Below are 15846 nucleotides of genomic sequence, written 5' to 3'. Positions count from 1 at the left end.
AGTCCCGTCAACGGCAGACGTGTTCGGACCCACCGAGTGACGTTTGGCCAGAGGAGAACGCTGTGTGTAAGTGCCAACCTGCTATGTGACAGGTGTGGCATTCATGGTCTTTTGTCTAGGGGTGGGGTAATTGAGTCCTCGCGGCACGCGAGCGTACAGACCGCTGAACCTGAGGCGCCGGGCCTGGCTGACGCTGGGCGCGGTGGTGCTGGGCGGCGGGAGCGTGGTGACGTACGCCGTCGCCAGCCCGTCCTCCGGCCACTCGCCCGAGCTCCGGCCGAAGCGGCCGGTGAAGGTCTACGACCTGGCGCTGAAGAGCACGGCGAACGGCAAGCGGGAGCTGCCGCGCACGGACACCGAGCAGTTCTCGATGCTCGGCATCTCCTGGACGGGCGCCGGCAAGCGGCTGCACGGCACGGCCCAGGTGCGCACGCACAGCCTCAGGACCGGCGAGTGGACCGCCTGGCAGGACCTCGAGGCCGACGTCGATCCGCTGCAGGATCCCGAGGCCGGGTCCGACGCGCGCGGCGCCTCCGAGCCGCTGTGGGTCGGCCCCTCCGACGGCGTGCAGGTCCAGGTCGTCCACAAGGACGGCTCCACCAGCTCGGGCCTGCCCAAGGGCCTCCAGGTCAACCTGGTCGACCCGGGTGTGGCGACCGCAGCAGAGCAGAAGCAGGCCGAGCCTGCCGCCTACGTGGCGGCGGAGACGCCGAGTGACAGCGCGTCGCCGACCGAGTCCGTGACGCCCACCGACTCGGCCTCCCCGAGCGACAGCGCCTCCGCGACGCCGACGGCGACCACGTCCGCGTCGCCCTCCACCTCCCCGACGGCCACCGCGCCCACCGCGCCACCGTCGACCGTGCCCGAGCCGCCCATCACCTCGCGGGCCGGCTGGGGCGCCGACGAGTCGCTGAGCCCGGACCCGTCGGAGTACAACGCCGATGTGAAGGCCGTGTTCGTGCACCACACGGACGGCACGAACGACTACGCGTGCTCCGACTCGGCGGCGATCGTGCGCGGCATTTACGCGTACCACACGCAGACCAACGGCTGGAACGACATCGGCTACAACTTCCTGGTCGACAAGTGCGGCACGATCTTCGAGGGCCGCAAGGGCGGCGTCGATCTGCCGGTGCTCGGCGCGCACACCTACGGCTGGAACCGTGAGTCGGCGGGCATCGCCGTGCTCGGTGACTACACCTCCACCGGCGCGAGCAACGCGGCCCTGGCCTCCGTCGCCCGTATCGCCGCCTGGAAGCTCGGCCAGTACAACGCCGACCCGGCTTCGACCGTGCAGCTCAAGGCGGGCGCGACCCAGACGAACTACTTCGGTACGAGCTTCACCTCCGGCAGCAGCTACACCTTCAACCGGGTCTCCGGCCACCGCGACGGCTACAACACCCAGTGCCCGGGCAGCTCGCTCTACGCCCAGCTGCCGACCGTCCGCGCCTGGGCGTCCGGACCGGTGCAGGGACTGAAGGTCGCCTCCGTCGGCGGCGCGAGCCTGTCGGGCTCGACGTACTACACCAAGGGCGCGATCACGGTGAAGTGGTCGACGACCACGCCGGGTTCGCTGATCTCCAGGTTCGAGCTGCTGGTGGACGGCAAGGTCGCCGCCACCGCCTCCGGTACGGCCACCTCGGCCGGCACCACCCTGGCCTCGGGCAGCCACACCGTCGCCGTACGGGCGGTGCACCAGTCCGGCAGGACGGCGACGACGACCGCGCTGAACTTCGTCACGGACACCACCGCGCCGGCCTTCACGACGACGCCGAAGATCTCCCTGCGCACCGGCACGGTCAACACCACCGCCGTCCCGGTCACCCTCGCCTGGAAGGCCACCGACAGCGCCGCGCTGAAGTCGGTGAGCCTGCTGTCCCCGACGACGGCCACCTTCGGCCCGACGACGACCAGCTCCAGCCGTACCGTCACGTCCGGTACCGCGAGCACCTGGTCGATGAAGGCGTACGACTACGCGGGCAACACCAGCACCTCGTCGCCGTCCTACACGCCGGTGATACTGCAGGAGACGTCCACCACCAAGTCCGGTACGTGGACGGTCCGTTCGTCGAGCAGCTACCTGGGCGGCAAGTCGTACTCCAGCGGCACCAAGGGCGCGAGCCTGTCCTGGACCTTCACCGGGCGCTCCGCGTCCTGGGTGGTCTCGCGGGCGTCCGGTTCGGGTCAGGCGTACGTCTACGTCGACGGCGTCAAGGTGAGCACGGTCGACCTGAAGTCCTCGACCACCCTGTACCGCCAAGCGATCTGGACGAAGACCTGGTCGAGCAGTGCCAAGCACACCGTGAAGATCGTCGTCGTCGGCACCAGCGGCCGTCCGACGGTCACGACGGACGGCCTGGTCTACATCAAGTAGCCCTTCACATCGCCGAGTCCACCGGTTCGGGCGTCCGCTCCCGCGCAGTCTGCGGGGTGGGCGCCCGATGCGCGTTCACGACCACGCCCGCGACCGCCGCGGCCAGCAGCAGCGCCCCCATCGCCCACCAGGTGGCGACGTTGAAGCCGTGCACGGTCGCCTCCGCCTGCAGTGCCCGCGGATTCACCCCGGGCCCCGCATGCGCCGTCAGATACCGCGCCGTCACGGTCGCGGCGATCGTGTTCAGCAGCGCCGTACCGATCGAACCGCCCACCTGCTGGGCCGTGTTGAAGGTGGCGGAGGCCGCTCCCGAGTCCCGGGGCGGCACGCTTCCGGTGGCCAGCGAGATGGAGGTCATCATCGTCGTACTCATGCCGAGGCCGAGCATCAGCATGCCGGGCAGGACGTGCGAGGCGTACGCGGGCTCCACGCCGACCTGCGCGATGACCGCAAGGCCGCCCGCGGCCAGCAGCAGTCCCGGCACCATCAGGGCGCGGGGCGGCACCTTGCCCAGCAGCCTCGCGGCGATCTGTGTCGACCCGACGATCATCGCGGCCGTCATCGGCAGATACGCGAGCCCGGTCTTCAGCGGCGACCACCTCAGGACGCCCTGCATGTAGTACGTCAGGAAGAGGAAGACGCCGAACATCCCGACGGTGACGAGCAGCGTGGTCAGGAAGGCACCGACCCGCTGCCGGTCCTTGACGACGGACATCGGCAGCAGCGGCACCCGCGCCCGCGTCTGCCACAACCCGAACGCGGCGAGCAGAACGACCCCGGCGACCAACAGCGTCACCACCAGCGCGTCGCCCCAACTCCGCGACTCCGCCTCGGAGAAGCCGTACACCAGCGACAGCATCCCGGCCGAGCCGAGCAGCGCGCCCGGCACGTCGAGATGCGCGTCGGGGTGCCGCTCCCCGGGCGCGAGCAGCACCCAGGCTCCCGCGAACGCGATCAGCGCGACGGGCACGTTGACGTACAGGCACCAGCGCCAGTCCAGGTACTCGGTGAGCAGACCGCCCGCCAGCAGCCCGATCGCGGCCCCGGCCCCGACGATCGCGCCGAACACCCCGAAGGCCTTCCCGCGTTCCTTCGGATCGGTGAACGTCGTCGCGAGCAGCGCGAGCGCGGACGGCGCGAGCAGCGCGGCGAACACGCCCTGCAGGGCCCGCGCCCCGAACAGCATCCCGGAGCCCGTCGCGGCCCCGCCGAGCGCGGAGGCGGCGGCGAAACCCAGCAGCCCGATGACGAAGGTCTTCCTGCGCCCCGCAAGGTCGGAGACCCGGCCGCCGAGCAGCAGCAGCCCGCCGAAGGCGAGGGTGTAGGCGGTGATGACCCACTGCCGGTTCCCGTCCGACATGTTCAGGTCGGCCTGGGCGGACGGCAGGGCGATGTTCACGATGGTCATGTCGAGGACGACCATCAACTGGGCGAGCGCGATGACGACCAGGGCCCACCAACGACGGTTGTCAGCCATACGGCCATCGTGCGCCCGCCGCCGCCCGTTTGGGAACGCCAGCGTCTCTTATTACGGTGTTTTTGCCGCCGCGGTCACTGCCGTACGCCATCGGTCGCGTCCCGGCACAGCAGCCGCAGCGAACCCTCTCCCCCGAAACAGCGGCGGGCCTCGTCGATCGGGTCCCACATCCGCCCGTCCGGGGTGCGTATCCAGTGGTCGCCGCTTCCCGCCCACCACTCGGCGCCGGTCTGACGGACGATCACCTCACCGGCGTAGGCGCCGAAACCGCGCAACACGCTCTCCACCGCGGCGTACGGCGCCTCGTCCCGCCGTATCTCCTCTATCAACCGGTCGACGCGCCACAGGCTCTGCGCCGAGTAGTCGAGCCGCAGCCGCGCCCCTTCGCGCATCGCCGCGACCGTGTCCGCCGCCCACCGCACGGGCTTCGTCGCCGCGTTCGGCCTGGTCTCGTGGAAGGTAGTCACACAGACAGGAGCGGGATCGGCGCGCCTTGTGTCACGCGTTTTCCCGTGCTTCCCCGAGACCGGTGCAGGACCGCCCCACCGCCGCCGCACGAAGGCCACAGGACCCACTCAGGTGGGGTTTCTGCCCCGGGAGTGACGCTTCGCCCCTTCCATGCGCTCCACTCACTGATGAGCATGTACTTCCATCTCCGCGCGGTGCCGCCCTCGGCCCTGCGCAACAGCGCGAAATGGCTGCAGCGGCTGTTCGAGGACGACTGGGACACCGTGCGCCGACGGATCGACCGACACCGGGAGGAAATGCTCGACCACCACTACGCCGACCACGACGTCCTCTACCCCCAGGCCGACGTGGTCCTCGGCGGCCACACGATCCCCCACCCCGACCCCGACAAACCACCCTTCCTGCTGCTGACGGCGGCGCAGACGTCCCGGGTCGCCGCCTTCCTCGAGTCGGCCAACATCAACACCCTGTGGCACGAGGCCCGCGACGACCTGCTCCCCCGCTACGGCGGCAAGGAGACGGAACAGCAGACCCACGGCCTCTTCGCCTCGACCCACCGAGACCTGACAGCCTTCTACACGCGCACGGCCGAGTACGGAGACGCGGTGGTGAAATGCCTACTGCGCTGAGATCCCCAGGGGCCTGCAGCGCCCTTTCTTCAGGGACGCGGGGCTGTGACTGTTTGCGGCTCCGCCACGTGTGCGCGACCAGCCCGAACGAACCCGCACCCGAACCAATCGCGGCACTACCCCCGGCGAGCCCTCCGCGACACCACGGCCCGCAAGACCCGCCGCCCCTCGATGGACACCTCCAAGGCCCGCCGCAACCCACCCGCACCGTGGCCCGCGAGCACTTCCAACACCGTCACCTGCCGCCGCAACTCCGCAGCGACCAACGGCGACATCCCCTCCGTACGCCCTTCACGACGTGAGTCGACCGAGGACGCCGGATCGTCCATGGGATCCAGCAGCCGATGTATCTGCAGGGCGGCGACAGAGCACGCGTCGGCCCACAGCCGAACCTCACCGGCGGACCGGTCGGCCGGCGCAGCAGCAAGCATCCGCCGAGCCAGCACCGCCGCCTCGTCCTCAACGGACTCGTCGTACTCGTCCGCACCGCCGAGCTTCCCGCGCGCCTGCTCCAGCGCGGCACCCCAGTCGTCGGCGTCACCGGCGTCGGAGAGGCTGGCCCACAGCGGCCGCAGGATCTCGTCGTCGCCGCCCAGCAGCGGCACGCACCGATCCAAACAAGCCAGCCCGCTGGCGGCCAGTCCGCGCTCGTCGGCCTGAGCTATCAGCTCAACCAGACTCATCCACGCCTCCCTCTGCGGGCCCTCTACAAGGCTCGACCGGGCGCCTTCCTTAACGGAGCCCGCACTTCCCCTTACTGCGTGCGACGGACCGTGAGTGTCACAGCGGCACCACGCCCAGCCGGTCGAGCAGCCGGAAGAAGAGATTTTCGGCCAACGGGTCGGGCTCGGCGGTGAACACGTCGACCAGCGGCTCCGCGTCGACGTCGTGCCCGGCCTCGGCGGCCCAGGCGACGGCCCGGTCGGCGGCGTCGCGGGGCTCCAGGAAGTAGTCCTCGAGCGTGAGCCCCTCGTTCCCGGCACCGAGGTACCCGGCCATCGCGGCCCGTGCGAGACACGTGGTCCACGCCCCGCTCCCGGGCGCCGCCGCCTCCACGACCACGCAGTCGCTGTCCATGACGTAGCCGAAGAGCGCGGGCGCCCCGGTCTCCGTGGCGAGGACGTTCATGTTCCCGACGTCGCCCTCCCCGTTAGGGTATTCCCACAGCTGCCACCCGCCGGGCGCCTCGTCCCGCAGCTCCATGCCCTCCTTCGCCCCGGCCAGCGCGTCCAGCTCCGAGAGCGGCCGCTCACTGCACCCCACGACGAAATACCCCCAGTAGCCCATCCCGTTCCCCCACGGCGTCGTCGGCTTCGGCTCGCGCCGAATACACCACAGTCGTACGACCGTTCGCAGCCGTATGCACCAAGAGGAGCCCCGGGATCAGCCGAGCTTGCCGGCCAGCGCCCTGAACTGCGTCCAGGTCAGCTTCGGCCGCCCGGGGTTCCACAGCTTGTCGACCGTCGCCCGCAGCGGCATCCGGATGCCCGCCGCGACCTGGTCCTGCGTCTGCGAGTTCGCCAGATCGCACCACACCGCGAAGGACCCGCCGAGGATCTGCTCGTCGTACCTCGACGAGACCGGCTGCGTGCCGCGCACGACGAGCGGTGTCCACTGCTCGTAGATCCGCTGCCCGGTCGGGTAGAAGAACTGGTTCGGCTGCCCGAGGACGTAGTACAGGAACTTGTCGTTGTAGTTGATGAGCTTGCGCCCGGCGCTCAGGTACTCGACCGGCTGGCGCGCCCCGATCTCCTTCCCGGTCCAGTACGCCACCTGCAGGTCCTTGGCGGGCTGCACCGACGTCCCCCGGAAGAACCCGTCGTTCCACACCCGCATGGTCCGCTCATGGGCCCGGATCGTGTCGGCCCGGTCGTTCAGCCACCCGGTGGTGAGGTCGGAGACGGTCCCGCCGGATCCGTACTTCTCCCTGGCCGCGGCGGCCAGCTGCGGATAGGAGGCCGACGGGTTGGACACCATCAGCGCCCGGTACTCGTCACCGCCGAGATTCCACTGGCTGCCGGGGAAGAGGCCGGCGTACTCGTTCAGCAGGTCGTCGACGATGTCGGCGGCGGCCGGCTTGGAGATGTCGACGGCTCCGCTCGCAGCCACGCCCTGCGCATTGCGCAACTGCAGATCCGGATGGGCGGCGATGACAGCGCCCAAATGCCCCGGCGAGTCGATTTCGGGCACGACCGTGATGTGCCGGCTCGCCGCGAGGTCGATGATCCGCTTCACCTCGGCCTTGGTCAGATGCTGCCGCGACACGATCTCGGGATGCGTGTCGGACTCGATCCGGAACCCCTGGTCGTCGGAGAAGTGCAGCCCCAGCTGGTTGAACTTCAGGTCCCCGAGCTCGCGCACCCGGTCCTCGATCCACCCGGCGGTGAAGTGCTTGCGCGCGATGTCCAGCATGAACCCGCGCACCGCCTTGGCCGGCTGGTCCCGTACGACGCCCTCGGGCGCCGTACCGCCACCGTGCACCTCCTGCTTCAGCGTGCGCGTGCCGTAGAACACACCCGCGTCGCTCAGCCCGCTGATGCTCACCCGCCCGCCCCGGACGGTCATGCCGTACGACTCCGGGTTCGCCCCTTCGTCGTCGTTGAGCGCCAGCCGCACGTCCCCGGGCCGCACGTCGTCCTTCTCACCGGCGTACGTCAGTCCCAGCTCACCGGCGATCAGCCGGCCCTCGTCGGCCAGCTCCGCGTCGTTCACGACCACCCGCTCGCCTCGCGCCGGACGCCAGCCGGGCCCGCGCGCCGCGGTGTGCGAGCGCACGGCGGGAATGGTGCGAGGAGCCTGCGAGAGGGCGTACGAACGCGTCGGACTCGGCGAGGGCGTGCGCGCGTGCGAGACGCCGGGCGAGCCCTCGGCTCTCTCCGCCGCGGAGGGCTGCTGCGACTGCGCCGACCCCGCGGGTCCGCTCTCGTCGCCGGAGGCCCAGAATCCGAGGCCGATCCCGAGCGCGACCGTCCCGGCAAACGCGCCCGCGACGATCATCTGCCTGTGCTTCACGTTCTGCGCCGGAGGCCGACGCCGGTGCTGGCTCACCCCGCCAACCTAAAACGCACAGATGGCCGGATGCGTCCATCACACGTTCCGAAACTCTCCCCTGAGGGTGAAATTCGGGCATCCGTCGGACACGTCACGCCCACTCTCGATAACGTGCAGCCACACCTCTCACAGCATCCTCTGCCGAAACACACGTGACGCCCACACACCTTCCTGGCCCAGTCGCCATACCGGCTCTGCCCGAGCAGACCCGCACCCCACCGTCCCCGACGGCGCTGTCCGCCTTCAACACCGCCCCCACAGATGAGGCCCAGCGCCTGCTTCTGGGTTGCCTGCGCAGCCTGTGTTGGTCCCATCGAGTGGCAGCGCACCGCCCGTACCCGGACATCGAGTCCCTCCTCGCCGCATCCGACGAGGCGGCCTACGACCTGACCTCCGCGGATCTGTCGGAAGCGCTGGCCGCCGAGACATTGCCGCCACTTCCGGACGAAACGTATGCAGTCGCCTATACGGCTCTGAGTGCTGCACACGCGGCGTACGAGGCAAAGTTCGGCCACGCCTTCGTCATCTGCCTGGACGGCCTCGACACGAACGAGACCCTGGACCATGCATTGGCGGGCATCCGGTCACGTTTGACAAACGATCCGGAGGAGGAGCGGGTGGTGGCGGCCGAAGAGCTCCGGCGCCTGGCAAGGGGACGCTTGCTCGAGGTTCTCAGGGGCGCGGCGAACTGCGCGACAAGCCCCCACGGACCCACACCCGGCACATAACAGGACACGCCACACCAGAGGCCGCAACTATCACCCATCCGCGTGCCACTTTGATCACACCGGTAGGCCCGGCGTAAGCGCTGCAGGCAACGGTGGCTACGATGCTGGGGGCCGGTGGACCGTACCCGGCCGGGCCCGACCGACAGCACAAGCCGGCGCGGCCCCAATCCCCGCTCCCGGAGGGACTTCCGTGCCGGCTGGAACGCTGTACCGCGGCCGGGAAGGAATGTGGTCCTGGGTGGCTCACCGAGTCACCGGCGTCCTCATCTTCTTCTTCCTGTTCGTTCACGTGCTGGACACCGCTCTCGTCCGTGTCTCCCCCGAGGACTACGACAAGGTCGTAGCCACGTACAAGACCCCGATCGTCGCAGTGCTGGAATACGGCCTCGTCGCCGCCATCCTCTTCCACGCACTGAACGGCCTGCGCGTCATCGCCGTCGACTTCTGGTCGAAGGGCCCGCGCTACCAGAAGCAGCTGCTCTGGTCCGTCGTCGGCATCTGGGTCGTGCTGATGCTCGGGGCGATCTACCCCGTCCTCGGCCACGCCGCTCGTGAACTGTTCGGGAGCTGACACCGATGGCCACCACCGAAACCACCTCCGGCGTCGGCCCCGTCGAGGGCGAGTCCCTCTACAACGTCGACAACCCGGCGCCCCTCATCGAGGCCCCGCGCAAGCGCACCAAGAAGTCCCCGAAGTCCACCCGGGGCAACTTCGAGATGTACGGCTGGCTGTTCATGCGCCTGTCCGGCATCGTGCTGGTCGTCCTGGTCCTCGGCCACCTGCTGATCCAGCTCGTCCTGGACGGCGGCGTCTCCAAGATCGGCTTCGCCTTCGTGGCCGGCCGCTGGGCGAGCCCGTTCTGGCAGGTCTGGGACCTGCTCATGCTGTGGCTCGCGATGCTGCACGGCGCCAACGGCCTGCGCACGGTCATCAACGACTACGCGGAGCGCGCGAACACCCGTCTGTGGCTCAAGGGCCTGCTCTACACGGCCACGGTGTTCACCATCCTGCTGGGCACGCTGGTGATCTTCACCTTCGACCCGAACATCCGCTAGGCACGGGGCTGCGAGAATCATGAAGATCCACAAGTACGACACCGTCATCGTCGGCGCCGGCGGCGCGGGCATGCGCGCGGCCATCGAGTCCACGAAGCGCAGCCGCACCGCGGTGCTCACCAAGCTCTACCCCACCCGCTCCCACACGGGCGCCGCGCAGGGCGGCATGGCCGCCGCGCTGGCCAACGTGGAGGAGGACAACTGGGAGTGGCACACCTTCGACACGGTCAAGGGCGGTGACTACCTGGTCGACCAGGACGCCGCCGAGATCCTGGCGAAGGAGGCCATCGACTCGGTCCTCGACCTGGAGAAGATGGGCCTGCCGTTCAACCGCACCCCGAACGGCACGATCGACCAGCGCCGCTTCGGCGGTCACAGCCGCAACCACGGCGAGGCCCCGGTCCGCCGGTCCTGCTACGCCGCGGACCGTACCGGCCACATGATCCTCCAGACGCTGTACCAGAACTGCGTCAAGGAGGGCGTGGAGTTCTTCAACGAGTTCTACGTCCTCGACCAGCTGATCACCGAGGTCGACGGCGTCAAGAAGTCGGCGGGTGTGGTCGCGTACGAGCTGGCCACCGGCGAGATCCACGTCTTCCAGGCGAAGGCCGTGATCTACGCGTCCGGCGGCTGCGGCAAGTTCTTCAAGGTGACGTCGAACGCGCACACGCTGACCGGTGACGGCCAGGCCGCCGTGTACCGCCGCGGGCTGCCGCTGGAGGACATGGAGTTCTTCCAGTTCCACCCGACCGGCATCTGGCGCATGGGCATCCTGCTGACGGAGGGCGCCCGTGGTGAGGGCGGCATCCTCCGCAACAAGGACGGCGAGCGCTTCATGGAGAAGTACGCGCCGGTCATGAAGGACCTCGCGTCCCGTGACGTCGTCTCGCGTTCCATCTACACGGAGATCCGCGAGGGCCGCGGCTGCGGTCCCGAGGGCGACCACGTCTACCTGGACCTGACGCACCTTCCCCCGGAGCAGCTGGACGCCAAGCTCCCGGACATCACCGAGTTCGCGCGCACGTACCTCGGCATCGAGCCGTACACGGACCCGATCCCGATCCAGCCGACCGCGCACTACGCGATGGGCGGCATCCCGACGAACGTCGAGGGTGAGGTCCTGTCGGACAACACCACAGTCGTGCCGGGTCTGTACGCCGCCGGTGAGGTCGCCTGCGTGTCCGTGCACGGCGCCAACCGTCTGGGCACCAACTCGCTGCTGGACATCAACGTGTTCGGCCGCCGGGCGGGCATCGCCGCCGCCGAGTACTCGCAGAAGGCCGACTTCGTCGAGCTGCCCGAGAACCCGGCGGAGCTGGTGGTCTCCCAGGTGGAGGCGCTCCGCTCCTCCACGGGCACCGAGCGCGTGGCGGTCCTCCGTCGCGAGCTGCAGGAGACCATGGACGCGAACGTCATGGTGTTCCGCACCGAGCAGACGATCAAGACGGCCGTCGAGAAGATCGCCGAGCTGCGCGAGCGCTACAAGAACGTCTCGATCCAGGACAAGGGCAAGCGGTTCAACACCGACCTGCTCGAGGCCGTCGAGCTGGGCAACCTGCTCGACCTGGCCGAGGTCATGGCCGTCTCCGCGCTGGCCCGCAAGGAGTCCCGCGGCGGTCACTACCGCGAGGACTACCCGAACCGCGACGACGTCAACTTCATGCGCCACACCATGGCGTACCGCGAGGTGGGCGACGACGGCACCGAGTCCATCCGTCTCGACTACAAGCCGGTCGTCCAGACCCGCTACCAGCCGATGGAGCGTAAGTACTGATGGCAACCCCGACTCTGGAGAAGGCGGACGCGGCCCCCGAGCCCGGCTTCGCCGACTCCCCGTACATCACGGTCACCTTCCGCATCCGCCGCTTCAACTCCGAGGTCTCGGCGGAAGCGGTCTGGGAAGACTTCCAGCTGGAGATCGACCCGAAGGAGCGCGTCCTCGACGGCCTCCACAAGATCAAGTGGGACCTGGACGGCACGCTGACCTTCCGCCGCTCCTGCGCCCACGGCATCTGCGGCTCGGACGCGATGAGGATCAACGGCAAGAACCGCCTTGCCTGCAAGACCCTCATCAAGGACATCAACCCCGAGAAGCCGATCACGGTCGAGCCCATCAAGGGCCTCACGGTCCTGAAGGACCTCGTGGTCGACATGGAGCCGTTCTTCCAGGCGTACCGGGACGTCATGCCCTTCCTCATCACGAAGGACACGAACGAGCCCACGCGCGAGCGTCTCCAGACGGCCGAGGACCGCGAGCGTTTCGACGACACCACGAAGTGCATCCTGTGCGCCGCGTGCACCTCGTCCTGCCCGGTCTTCTGGAACGACGGCCAGTACTTCGGCCCGGCCGCCATCGTCAACGCGCACCGCTTCATCTTCGACTCGCGCGACGAGGCGGGTGAACAGCGACTGGAGATCCTCAACGACCGCGACGGCGTGTGGCGCTGCCGCACGACCTTCAACTGCACGGACGCCTGCCCGCGCGGCATCGAGGTCACGAAGGCGATCGCCGAGGTCAAGAAGGCGCTGATCACGCGCCGCTTCTGATCTCCGTTCTTCTACGGTGACGTGGGCCCCGTTTCCGGTTTCCGACCGGCAGCGGGGCTCAGTCGCGTCTACAGCTGGCTGAGGATCGTCGGATCCGTGATCTTCGTGTCGTCGGCCAGCATCATCGCCTTGCTGAGGATCACCGCCAGCACGCGGTCGCCCTCGTACGGCAGGTAACCGGCCTGCGGAGTACCGGGGTTGGACTTCGGGACGATGCACAGGTACTGGTCGTTCGGGGTCATCAGGATGTTGCCCGAGCCGAGGTGGATCTTGTACGTGTGGCGTTCGCCCTTCACGTGCAGGAAGCGGCCCTCGATGGTGCAGCGGTCGGCTATCGCCAGTCTCGGTATCAGGCGGTCGAGCAGCGCGCGGCGGGTCTCCGCACTCTGGTTGAGCTCGCCGAAGCTGTAGCCCGACCAGTACTCGCGGAAGAGGCCGCCGGGGCCGCCGTCCTGCCAGGTCGGGTCGTTGCCGACGCTCGCCACGCCCACGAACAGGTCGACGTCGCGCAGGACTTCGGAGAGGACGAGGGGCGGGATCCCGGTGAGGGGCAGCGGGGCGACCGGGTCGGCTCCGTTTTGCAGCCACATGCGGTACTCGCCGCCGCAGCAGTGCGCCGAGTTCCCCGGGGCGTCGATCGGATAGAAGCGGACCTGGTCGGTGCGCAGCCGGAGGTAGCTGCCGGACTCGGTGGTGTCGTCGCCGTAGCCGTCCCCCTCGCCCTCGATCCAGTACTCCGCGCGCAGCCCCCACTGCGGCAGCTCGCGGGAGGCCGGTGGTGCCTCGTCGTCGACCATCAGGCGCAGCTTGTTGCGCCAACCGCGGATCGCGGCAAGGGAGTTGAACTGGTGCTGGCGCAGGACGTGCGCCGCGAAACGGTTCGAGTACGTGCCCGTGGCGCGCTCGGCGTCCGTCAGGAGGTACACCTCGCGGTGGGCCTGCTTGAACGGCTGGGTGATCGCGTGCCGCTCCAGCCAGTCCCGCCAGGCGACGATCTCGGCGGGCGCATGGCCGACGGGATGCCAGAGTCCGACCTCCGCGCCCTCGGTGACCGGGTCGTCCGTGAGGGTGCGCAGCTCGCCGTCCGCGAACCCGGCCGTCGTGCCGTCCACCGTCCACAGCAGCCGGCGGGCCAGCGTGCCGACCAGGGGGTGGTCGAGGTAGCGCTCGCGCCAGGTGCCGTAGGACCAGGTGCGGCGGGCGAGGAACTGGCGGTCCAGGCGCTCGCTCTGCGCCGAGAGCATCTTGTCGATGTCCTTCACGGAGACCTTGAGCTCCTTGAGCTCCTCGGCGTGATCGCGCTTGACGGCCGCCGGGACGCTCTTCACGGTCTTGCCCGCCGCGTTGCGCCAGCCCAACTGGGCTCTGGTGCCGTGTACTTCGAGGACGGCGGTCGCCTCGCCCAGTTGGAACTCTGCGCGTCCGACCTCTGTCAGGCCGTACGCCGGCACGGCCAGTTCCTCGATCTCCTCACGGCTGAGGCCGAGGGCCCTGGCGCGTGTCTCCAGCGCGGCGTTCAGCAGCTTGAGCGTGCCCTTGTAGGTGACGCGGGTGGCGAGGCGGGCCAGTTCGGCGAGGGCGGTCTCACCGTCGATACGGGCGAGGGCGTTGACCGAGGCATTGGCGATCTTGGGGTTCACCGGTCCGAGGCCCTGGACCCTGCGCAGAGCGGTCTCGGCGAGGGCGCCGAGCGCGCGGTCGCTCTCGGGTCGGCCGGGCAGGAAGGAGAGCAGCCAGGTCAGACCGCGCAGCGCATCCGCGTTGTACGGGTCGAAGGTCACGTTCGGGTCGGCACCGTAACCCCGGTCGAGGAGGGGGCGCGTGCGGGGCCTGCCCACCAGCCGCAGCCAGGCCGTCACCCGCTCGCGCACCGCTTCGGCACCCAGCGGCTCGATCAGTGCCGTTGCCGTCCGCTCCCACTTGGCCGAGGGGCGGGCGGAGGTGGCGGTGGCCGCGTGCGCGAGCAGCTGCCACCATCCCGGGTCGAGGTCGCGGAGCTCGGCCAGGGCGCAGTCCGCCCAGGCCTCCCCGGCGTTCAGGACGGGGCGGCTGAGCTGCGCGACCAAGGGGCCCAGCTCCGCTCTGCCGTTCCACAGTGTCAGATACGTGCGTCGGACCACGGCGACGAACTCCCCGGGCAGCTCTCGACCGTCGGCCAGTTCCAGTTCGGCCAGCCGGACCAGCTCCGAGGTGTTGTAGTGCACGTCCTGCTCGCCGGCCAGGCGAATCAGCGCAGCGCGTGTGTCGAGGGGCTGCGTCTCGCTGTGCGGCTCCGGCAGCCGGAGATTGCCGAGCAGGGCCACGATGCTGCGCCGGGCAGGCGTACCCGGTTCCAGTTCGTGGTAGCGGGCGGCCAGGGCGTGCACCAGCCGGCCCCGGAAGGAGCCGTCCGCGTCGCGCACCGCGTCGATCACCTTGCGGTGCTCCCAGCCCCAGTGGTTGTCGACCATCTCGGCGTGTGCGAGCAGTTGAGGGACGAGCCGGTCGGCGTCCTCGGCCGCGACGAGGGCCAAGATGTCGCGGACCAGCCGGGCGTACTCGGAAGGCGAGGTGATCATCAGCCACCGACCAGCGGCACGAGCTTCAGGAACGTCACCTCGGTGCCCAGCGGCAGCTCGATCTCCTCGTCCGGGTCCGTGACCTGACGGTCTCCCACGAGCACCAGGAACCCGTTGCCCACGAAGGCCCTGAGCGCCAGCTCGGTCTGGGTCTCGGGGTCTATCCGGCGGGGCGTGCGCAGCGCGTATCCGTTCAGCACCCGCTCGGCGTCCTGCGGCTGCACCAGCCCCTGGAACACCCCCGGCGTGCGCGCGTTGTACTCGGCGACCTCCTGGAACACCCGACGCCGGATCAACTCACCCACAGTGAGCCGCTCCTCGGCGACCTCGAGCTCCCAGCCCGCGCCCCGCTCCCCCGCAGTCGTCTCGTCGACGAACGTCACGAATCCCATGCCGACGACAGTAGAGGGCGCCACTGACAATCACCGGTTCCGGCCGATCAGAGGCCTATTCTGACGGTATGTCAGATGACCAGTCGTACGAACTGCTCGGATTCGACAACGTCCTGCTGCCCGTCGGGGACCTCTCCGCGGCGGTCGGCTTCTACGAGAGCGCCGGGTTCGCGGTGGGCTTCCGGTTCGACGAGGCCGGGATCGCGCTGCTGAAGGTCGGGGGCGAGACGCCCGGGATCCTGCTGCGACAGGAGGAGGAGCTGGGGAACCGGCCGCCGCCGTGGCCCTCCCCGCGACTGTGGATCGAGGTGGCCGACGCACGGGCGGCGGCCCGGACCCTGCAGGCGGCCGACGTCCCGCTCCTCGACGAGCCCTTCCCCGTCGCCACCGGCTGGACCGTCGAGGTGGCCGACCCGTGGGGGAACGTCATCGGATTCACGGACTACTCCAAGCGACCGGAGCTCGGGCGCCGCCCCTGACGGACCACAAGTCCCCGAGATCCCCGAGGCCTGAGACCCCCCTCACGTTGAACGCGTTCAAAAGTAGGTCTACAGTCTTCCCTGTCA

Annotated in this window: 15 protein-coding genes; 8 read left to right on the top strand and 7 right to left on the bottom strand. The window is 69.4% G+C overall.

The window, feature by feature from the left end; all coding sequences use genetic code 11:
- Positions 1 to 169 precede the first annotated feature (169 nt).
- Positions 170 to 2374, top strand: a complete 2205-nt coding sequence (locus ABZ880_RS25470) for a peptidoglycan recognition protein (protein ID WP_361267118.1) — start codon at positions 170 to 172, stop codon at positions 2372 to 2374.
- A gap of 4 nt (positions 2375 to 2378) precedes the next feature.
- Here the strand turns inward: ABZ880_RS25470 and ABZ880_RS25465 are convergent, their stop codons facing one another.
- Together ABZ880_RS25465 and ABZ880_RS25460 are read right to left on the bottom strand one after the other, a co-directional pair.
- Positions 2379 to 3851, bottom strand: coding sequence for an MFS transporter (locus tag ABZ880_RS25465; protein ID WP_361266916.1), 1473 nt, complete (start codon positions 3849 to 3851; stop codon positions 2379 to 2381).
- Between the two features lie 74 nt (positions 3852 to 3925).
- Positions 3926 to 4318, bottom strand: coding sequence for a hypothetical protein (locus ABZ880_RS25460; RefSeq protein ID WP_361266914.1), 393 nt, complete (start codon positions 4316 to 4318; stop codon positions 3926 to 3928).
- A gap of 174 nt (positions 4319 to 4492) precedes the next feature.
- Here ABZ880_RS25460 and ABZ880_RS25455 point away from each other — a divergent pair, with 174 nt between their 5' ends.
- Entirely contained in the window at positions 4493 to 4948 is a 456-nt protein-coding gene (locus tag ABZ880_RS25455; protein ID WP_361266913.1) for a DUF1877 family protein, read from the top strand.
- Between the two features lie 116 nt (positions 4949 to 5064).
- Here ABZ880_RS25455 and ABZ880_RS25450 read toward each other — a convergent pair whose 3' ends face one another.
- The 3 genes from ABZ880_RS25450 to ABZ880_RS25440 all read right to left on the bottom strand — a co-directional run bounded on the left by ABZ880_RS25450 (position 5065) and on the right by ABZ880_RS25440 (position 7945).
- A complete protein-coding gene (locus ABZ880_RS25450; RefSeq protein WP_361266911.1) occupies positions 5065 to 5631 on the bottom strand; it encodes a hypothetical protein in 567 nt (188 codons plus the stop codon).
- A gap of 97 nt (positions 5632 to 5728) precedes the next feature.
- Positions 5729 to 6235 carry a hypothetical protein gene (locus tag ABZ880_RS25445; protein ID WP_361266909.1) on the bottom strand — a complete coding sequence of 169 codons (507 nt, stop codon included), beginning with the start codon at positions 6233 to 6235 and terminating at the stop codon, positions 5729 to 5731.
- Positions 6236 to 6331: 96 nt separating this feature from the next.
- A complete protein-coding gene (locus ABZ880_RS25440; protein ID WP_361267116.1) occupies positions 6332 to 7945 on the bottom strand; it encodes a glycoside hydrolase family 20 protein in 1614 nt (537 codons plus the stop codon).
- A gap of 206 nt (positions 7946 to 8151) precedes the next feature.
- On the opposite strand from ABZ880_RS25440, the gene ABZ880_RS25435 reads away from it, so the two are divergent.
- From ABZ880_RS25435 to ABZ880_RS25415, 5 genes are all read left to right on the top strand, one after another.
- Positions 8152 to 8727 carry a 2-oxo-4-hydroxy-4-carboxy-5-ureidoimidazoline decarboxylase gene (locus tag ABZ880_RS25435; RefSeq protein ID WP_361266907.1) on the top strand — a complete coding sequence of 192 codons (576 nt, stop codon included), beginning with the start codon at positions 8152 to 8154 and terminating at the stop codon, positions 8725 to 8727.
- Between the two features lie 190 nt (positions 8728 to 8917).
- Entirely contained in the window at positions 8918 to 9298 is a 381-nt protein-coding gene (sdhC, locus tag ABZ880_RS25430) for a succinate dehydrogenase, cytochrome b556 subunit (RefSeq protein WP_361266905.1), read from the top strand.
- 5 nt (positions 9299 to 9303) lie between these two features.
- The gene (locus ABZ880_RS25425) at positions 9304 to 9783 is read left to right on the top strand and encodes a succinate dehydrogenase hydrophobic membrane anchor subunit (RefSeq protein WP_361266903.1); all 480 of its coding nucleotides are present in this window, start codon (positions 9304 to 9306) and stop codon (positions 9781 to 9783) included.
- A gap of 19 nt (positions 9784 to 9802) precedes the next feature.
- Positions 9803 to 11557, top strand: coding sequence for a succinate dehydrogenase flavoprotein subunit (sdhA, locus tag ABZ880_RS25420; protein WP_361266901.1), 1755 nt, complete (start codon positions 9803 to 9805; stop codon positions 11555 to 11557).
- Positions 11557 to 12330, top strand: coding sequence for a succinate dehydrogenase iron-sulfur subunit (locus ABZ880_RS25415; protein ID WP_361266899.1), 774 nt, complete (start codon positions 11557 to 11559; stop codon positions 12328 to 12330). The genes sdhA and ABZ880_RS25415 overlap by 1 nt, the downstream gene beginning before the upstream one ends.
- Before the next feature lie 68 nt (positions 12331 to 12398).
- Here ABZ880_RS25415 and ABZ880_RS25410 read toward each other — a convergent pair whose 3' ends face one another.
- Both ABZ880_RS25410 and ABZ880_RS25405 read right to left on the bottom strand, forming a co-directional pair.
- A complete protein-coding gene (locus tag ABZ880_RS25410; RefSeq protein ID WP_361266897.1) occupies positions 12399 to 14888 on the bottom strand; it encodes a DUF4132 domain-containing protein in 2490 nt (829 codons plus the stop codon).
- Positions 14888 to 15280, bottom strand: coding sequence for a hypothetical protein (locus ABZ880_RS25405; RefSeq protein WP_361266895.1), 393 nt, complete (start codon positions 15278 to 15280; stop codon positions 14888 to 14890). The genes ABZ880_RS25410 and ABZ880_RS25405 overlap by 1 nt, the downstream gene beginning before the upstream one ends.
- A gap of 68 nt (positions 15281 to 15348) precedes the next feature.
- Here ABZ880_RS25405 and ABZ880_RS25400 point away from each other — a divergent pair, with 68 nt between their 5' ends.
- A complete protein-coding gene (locus ABZ880_RS25400; protein ID WP_361266893.1) occupies positions 15349 to 15759 on the top strand; it encodes a VOC family protein in 411 nt (136 codons plus the stop codon).
- Positions 15760 to 15846: the final 87 nt, after the last annotated feature.

This window comes from Streptomyces sp. NPDC047043 (assembly GCF_040644055.1).
Taxonomy (GTDB): Bacteria; Actinomycetota; Actinomycetes; order Streptomycetales; family Streptomycetaceae; genus Streptomyces.
Note: the sequence above shows the minus strand (reverse complement) of the source record. Positions and strands in the feature narration are given on the sequence as shown.

Coding starts and splice junctions, on each gene's coding strand:
- ABZ880_RS25440 (WP_361267116.1), bottom strand. CDS start 7,945: ATGATCGTCGCGGGCGCGTTTGCCGGGACGGTCGCGCTCGGGATCGGC.
- ABZ880_RS25425 (WP_361266903.1), top strand. CDS start 9,304: ATGGCCACCACCGAAACCACCTCCGGCGTCGGCCCCGTCGAGGGCGAG.
- ABZ880_RS25465 (WP_361266916.1), bottom strand. CDS start 3,851: ATGGCTGACAACCGTCGTTGGTGGGCCCTGGTCGTCATCGCGCTCGCC.
- ABZ880_RS25450 (WP_361266911.1), bottom strand. CDS start 5,631: ATGAGTCTGGTTGAGCTGATAGCTCAGGCCGACGAGCGCGGACTGGCC.
- ABZ880_RS25410 (WP_361266897.1), bottom strand. CDS start 14,888: ATGATCACCTCGCCTTCCGAGTACGCCCGGCTGGTCCGCGACATCTTG.
- ABZ880_RS25415 (WP_361266899.1), top strand. CDS start 11,557: ATGGCAACCCCGACTCTGGAGAAGGCGGACGCGGCCCCCGAGCCCGGC.
- ABZ880_RS25400 (WP_361266893.1), top strand. CDS start 15,349: ATGTCAGATGACCAGTCGTACGAACTGCTCGGATTCGACAACGTCCTG.
- ABZ880_RS25405 (WP_361266895.1), bottom strand. CDS start 15,280: ATGGGATTCGTGACGTTCGTCGACGAGACGACTGCGGGGGAGCGGGGC.
- ABZ880_RS25445 (WP_361266909.1), bottom strand. CDS start 6,235: ATGGGCTACTGGGGGTATTTCGTCGTGGGGTGCAGTGAGCGGCCGCTC.
- sdhA (WP_361266901.1), top strand. CDS start 9,803: ATGAAGATCCACAAGTACGACACCGTCATCGTCGGCGCCGGCGGCGCG.
- ABZ880_RS25455 (WP_361266913.1), top strand. CDS start 4,493: ATGTACTTCCATCTCCGCGCGGTGCCGCCCTCGGCCCTGCGCAACAGC.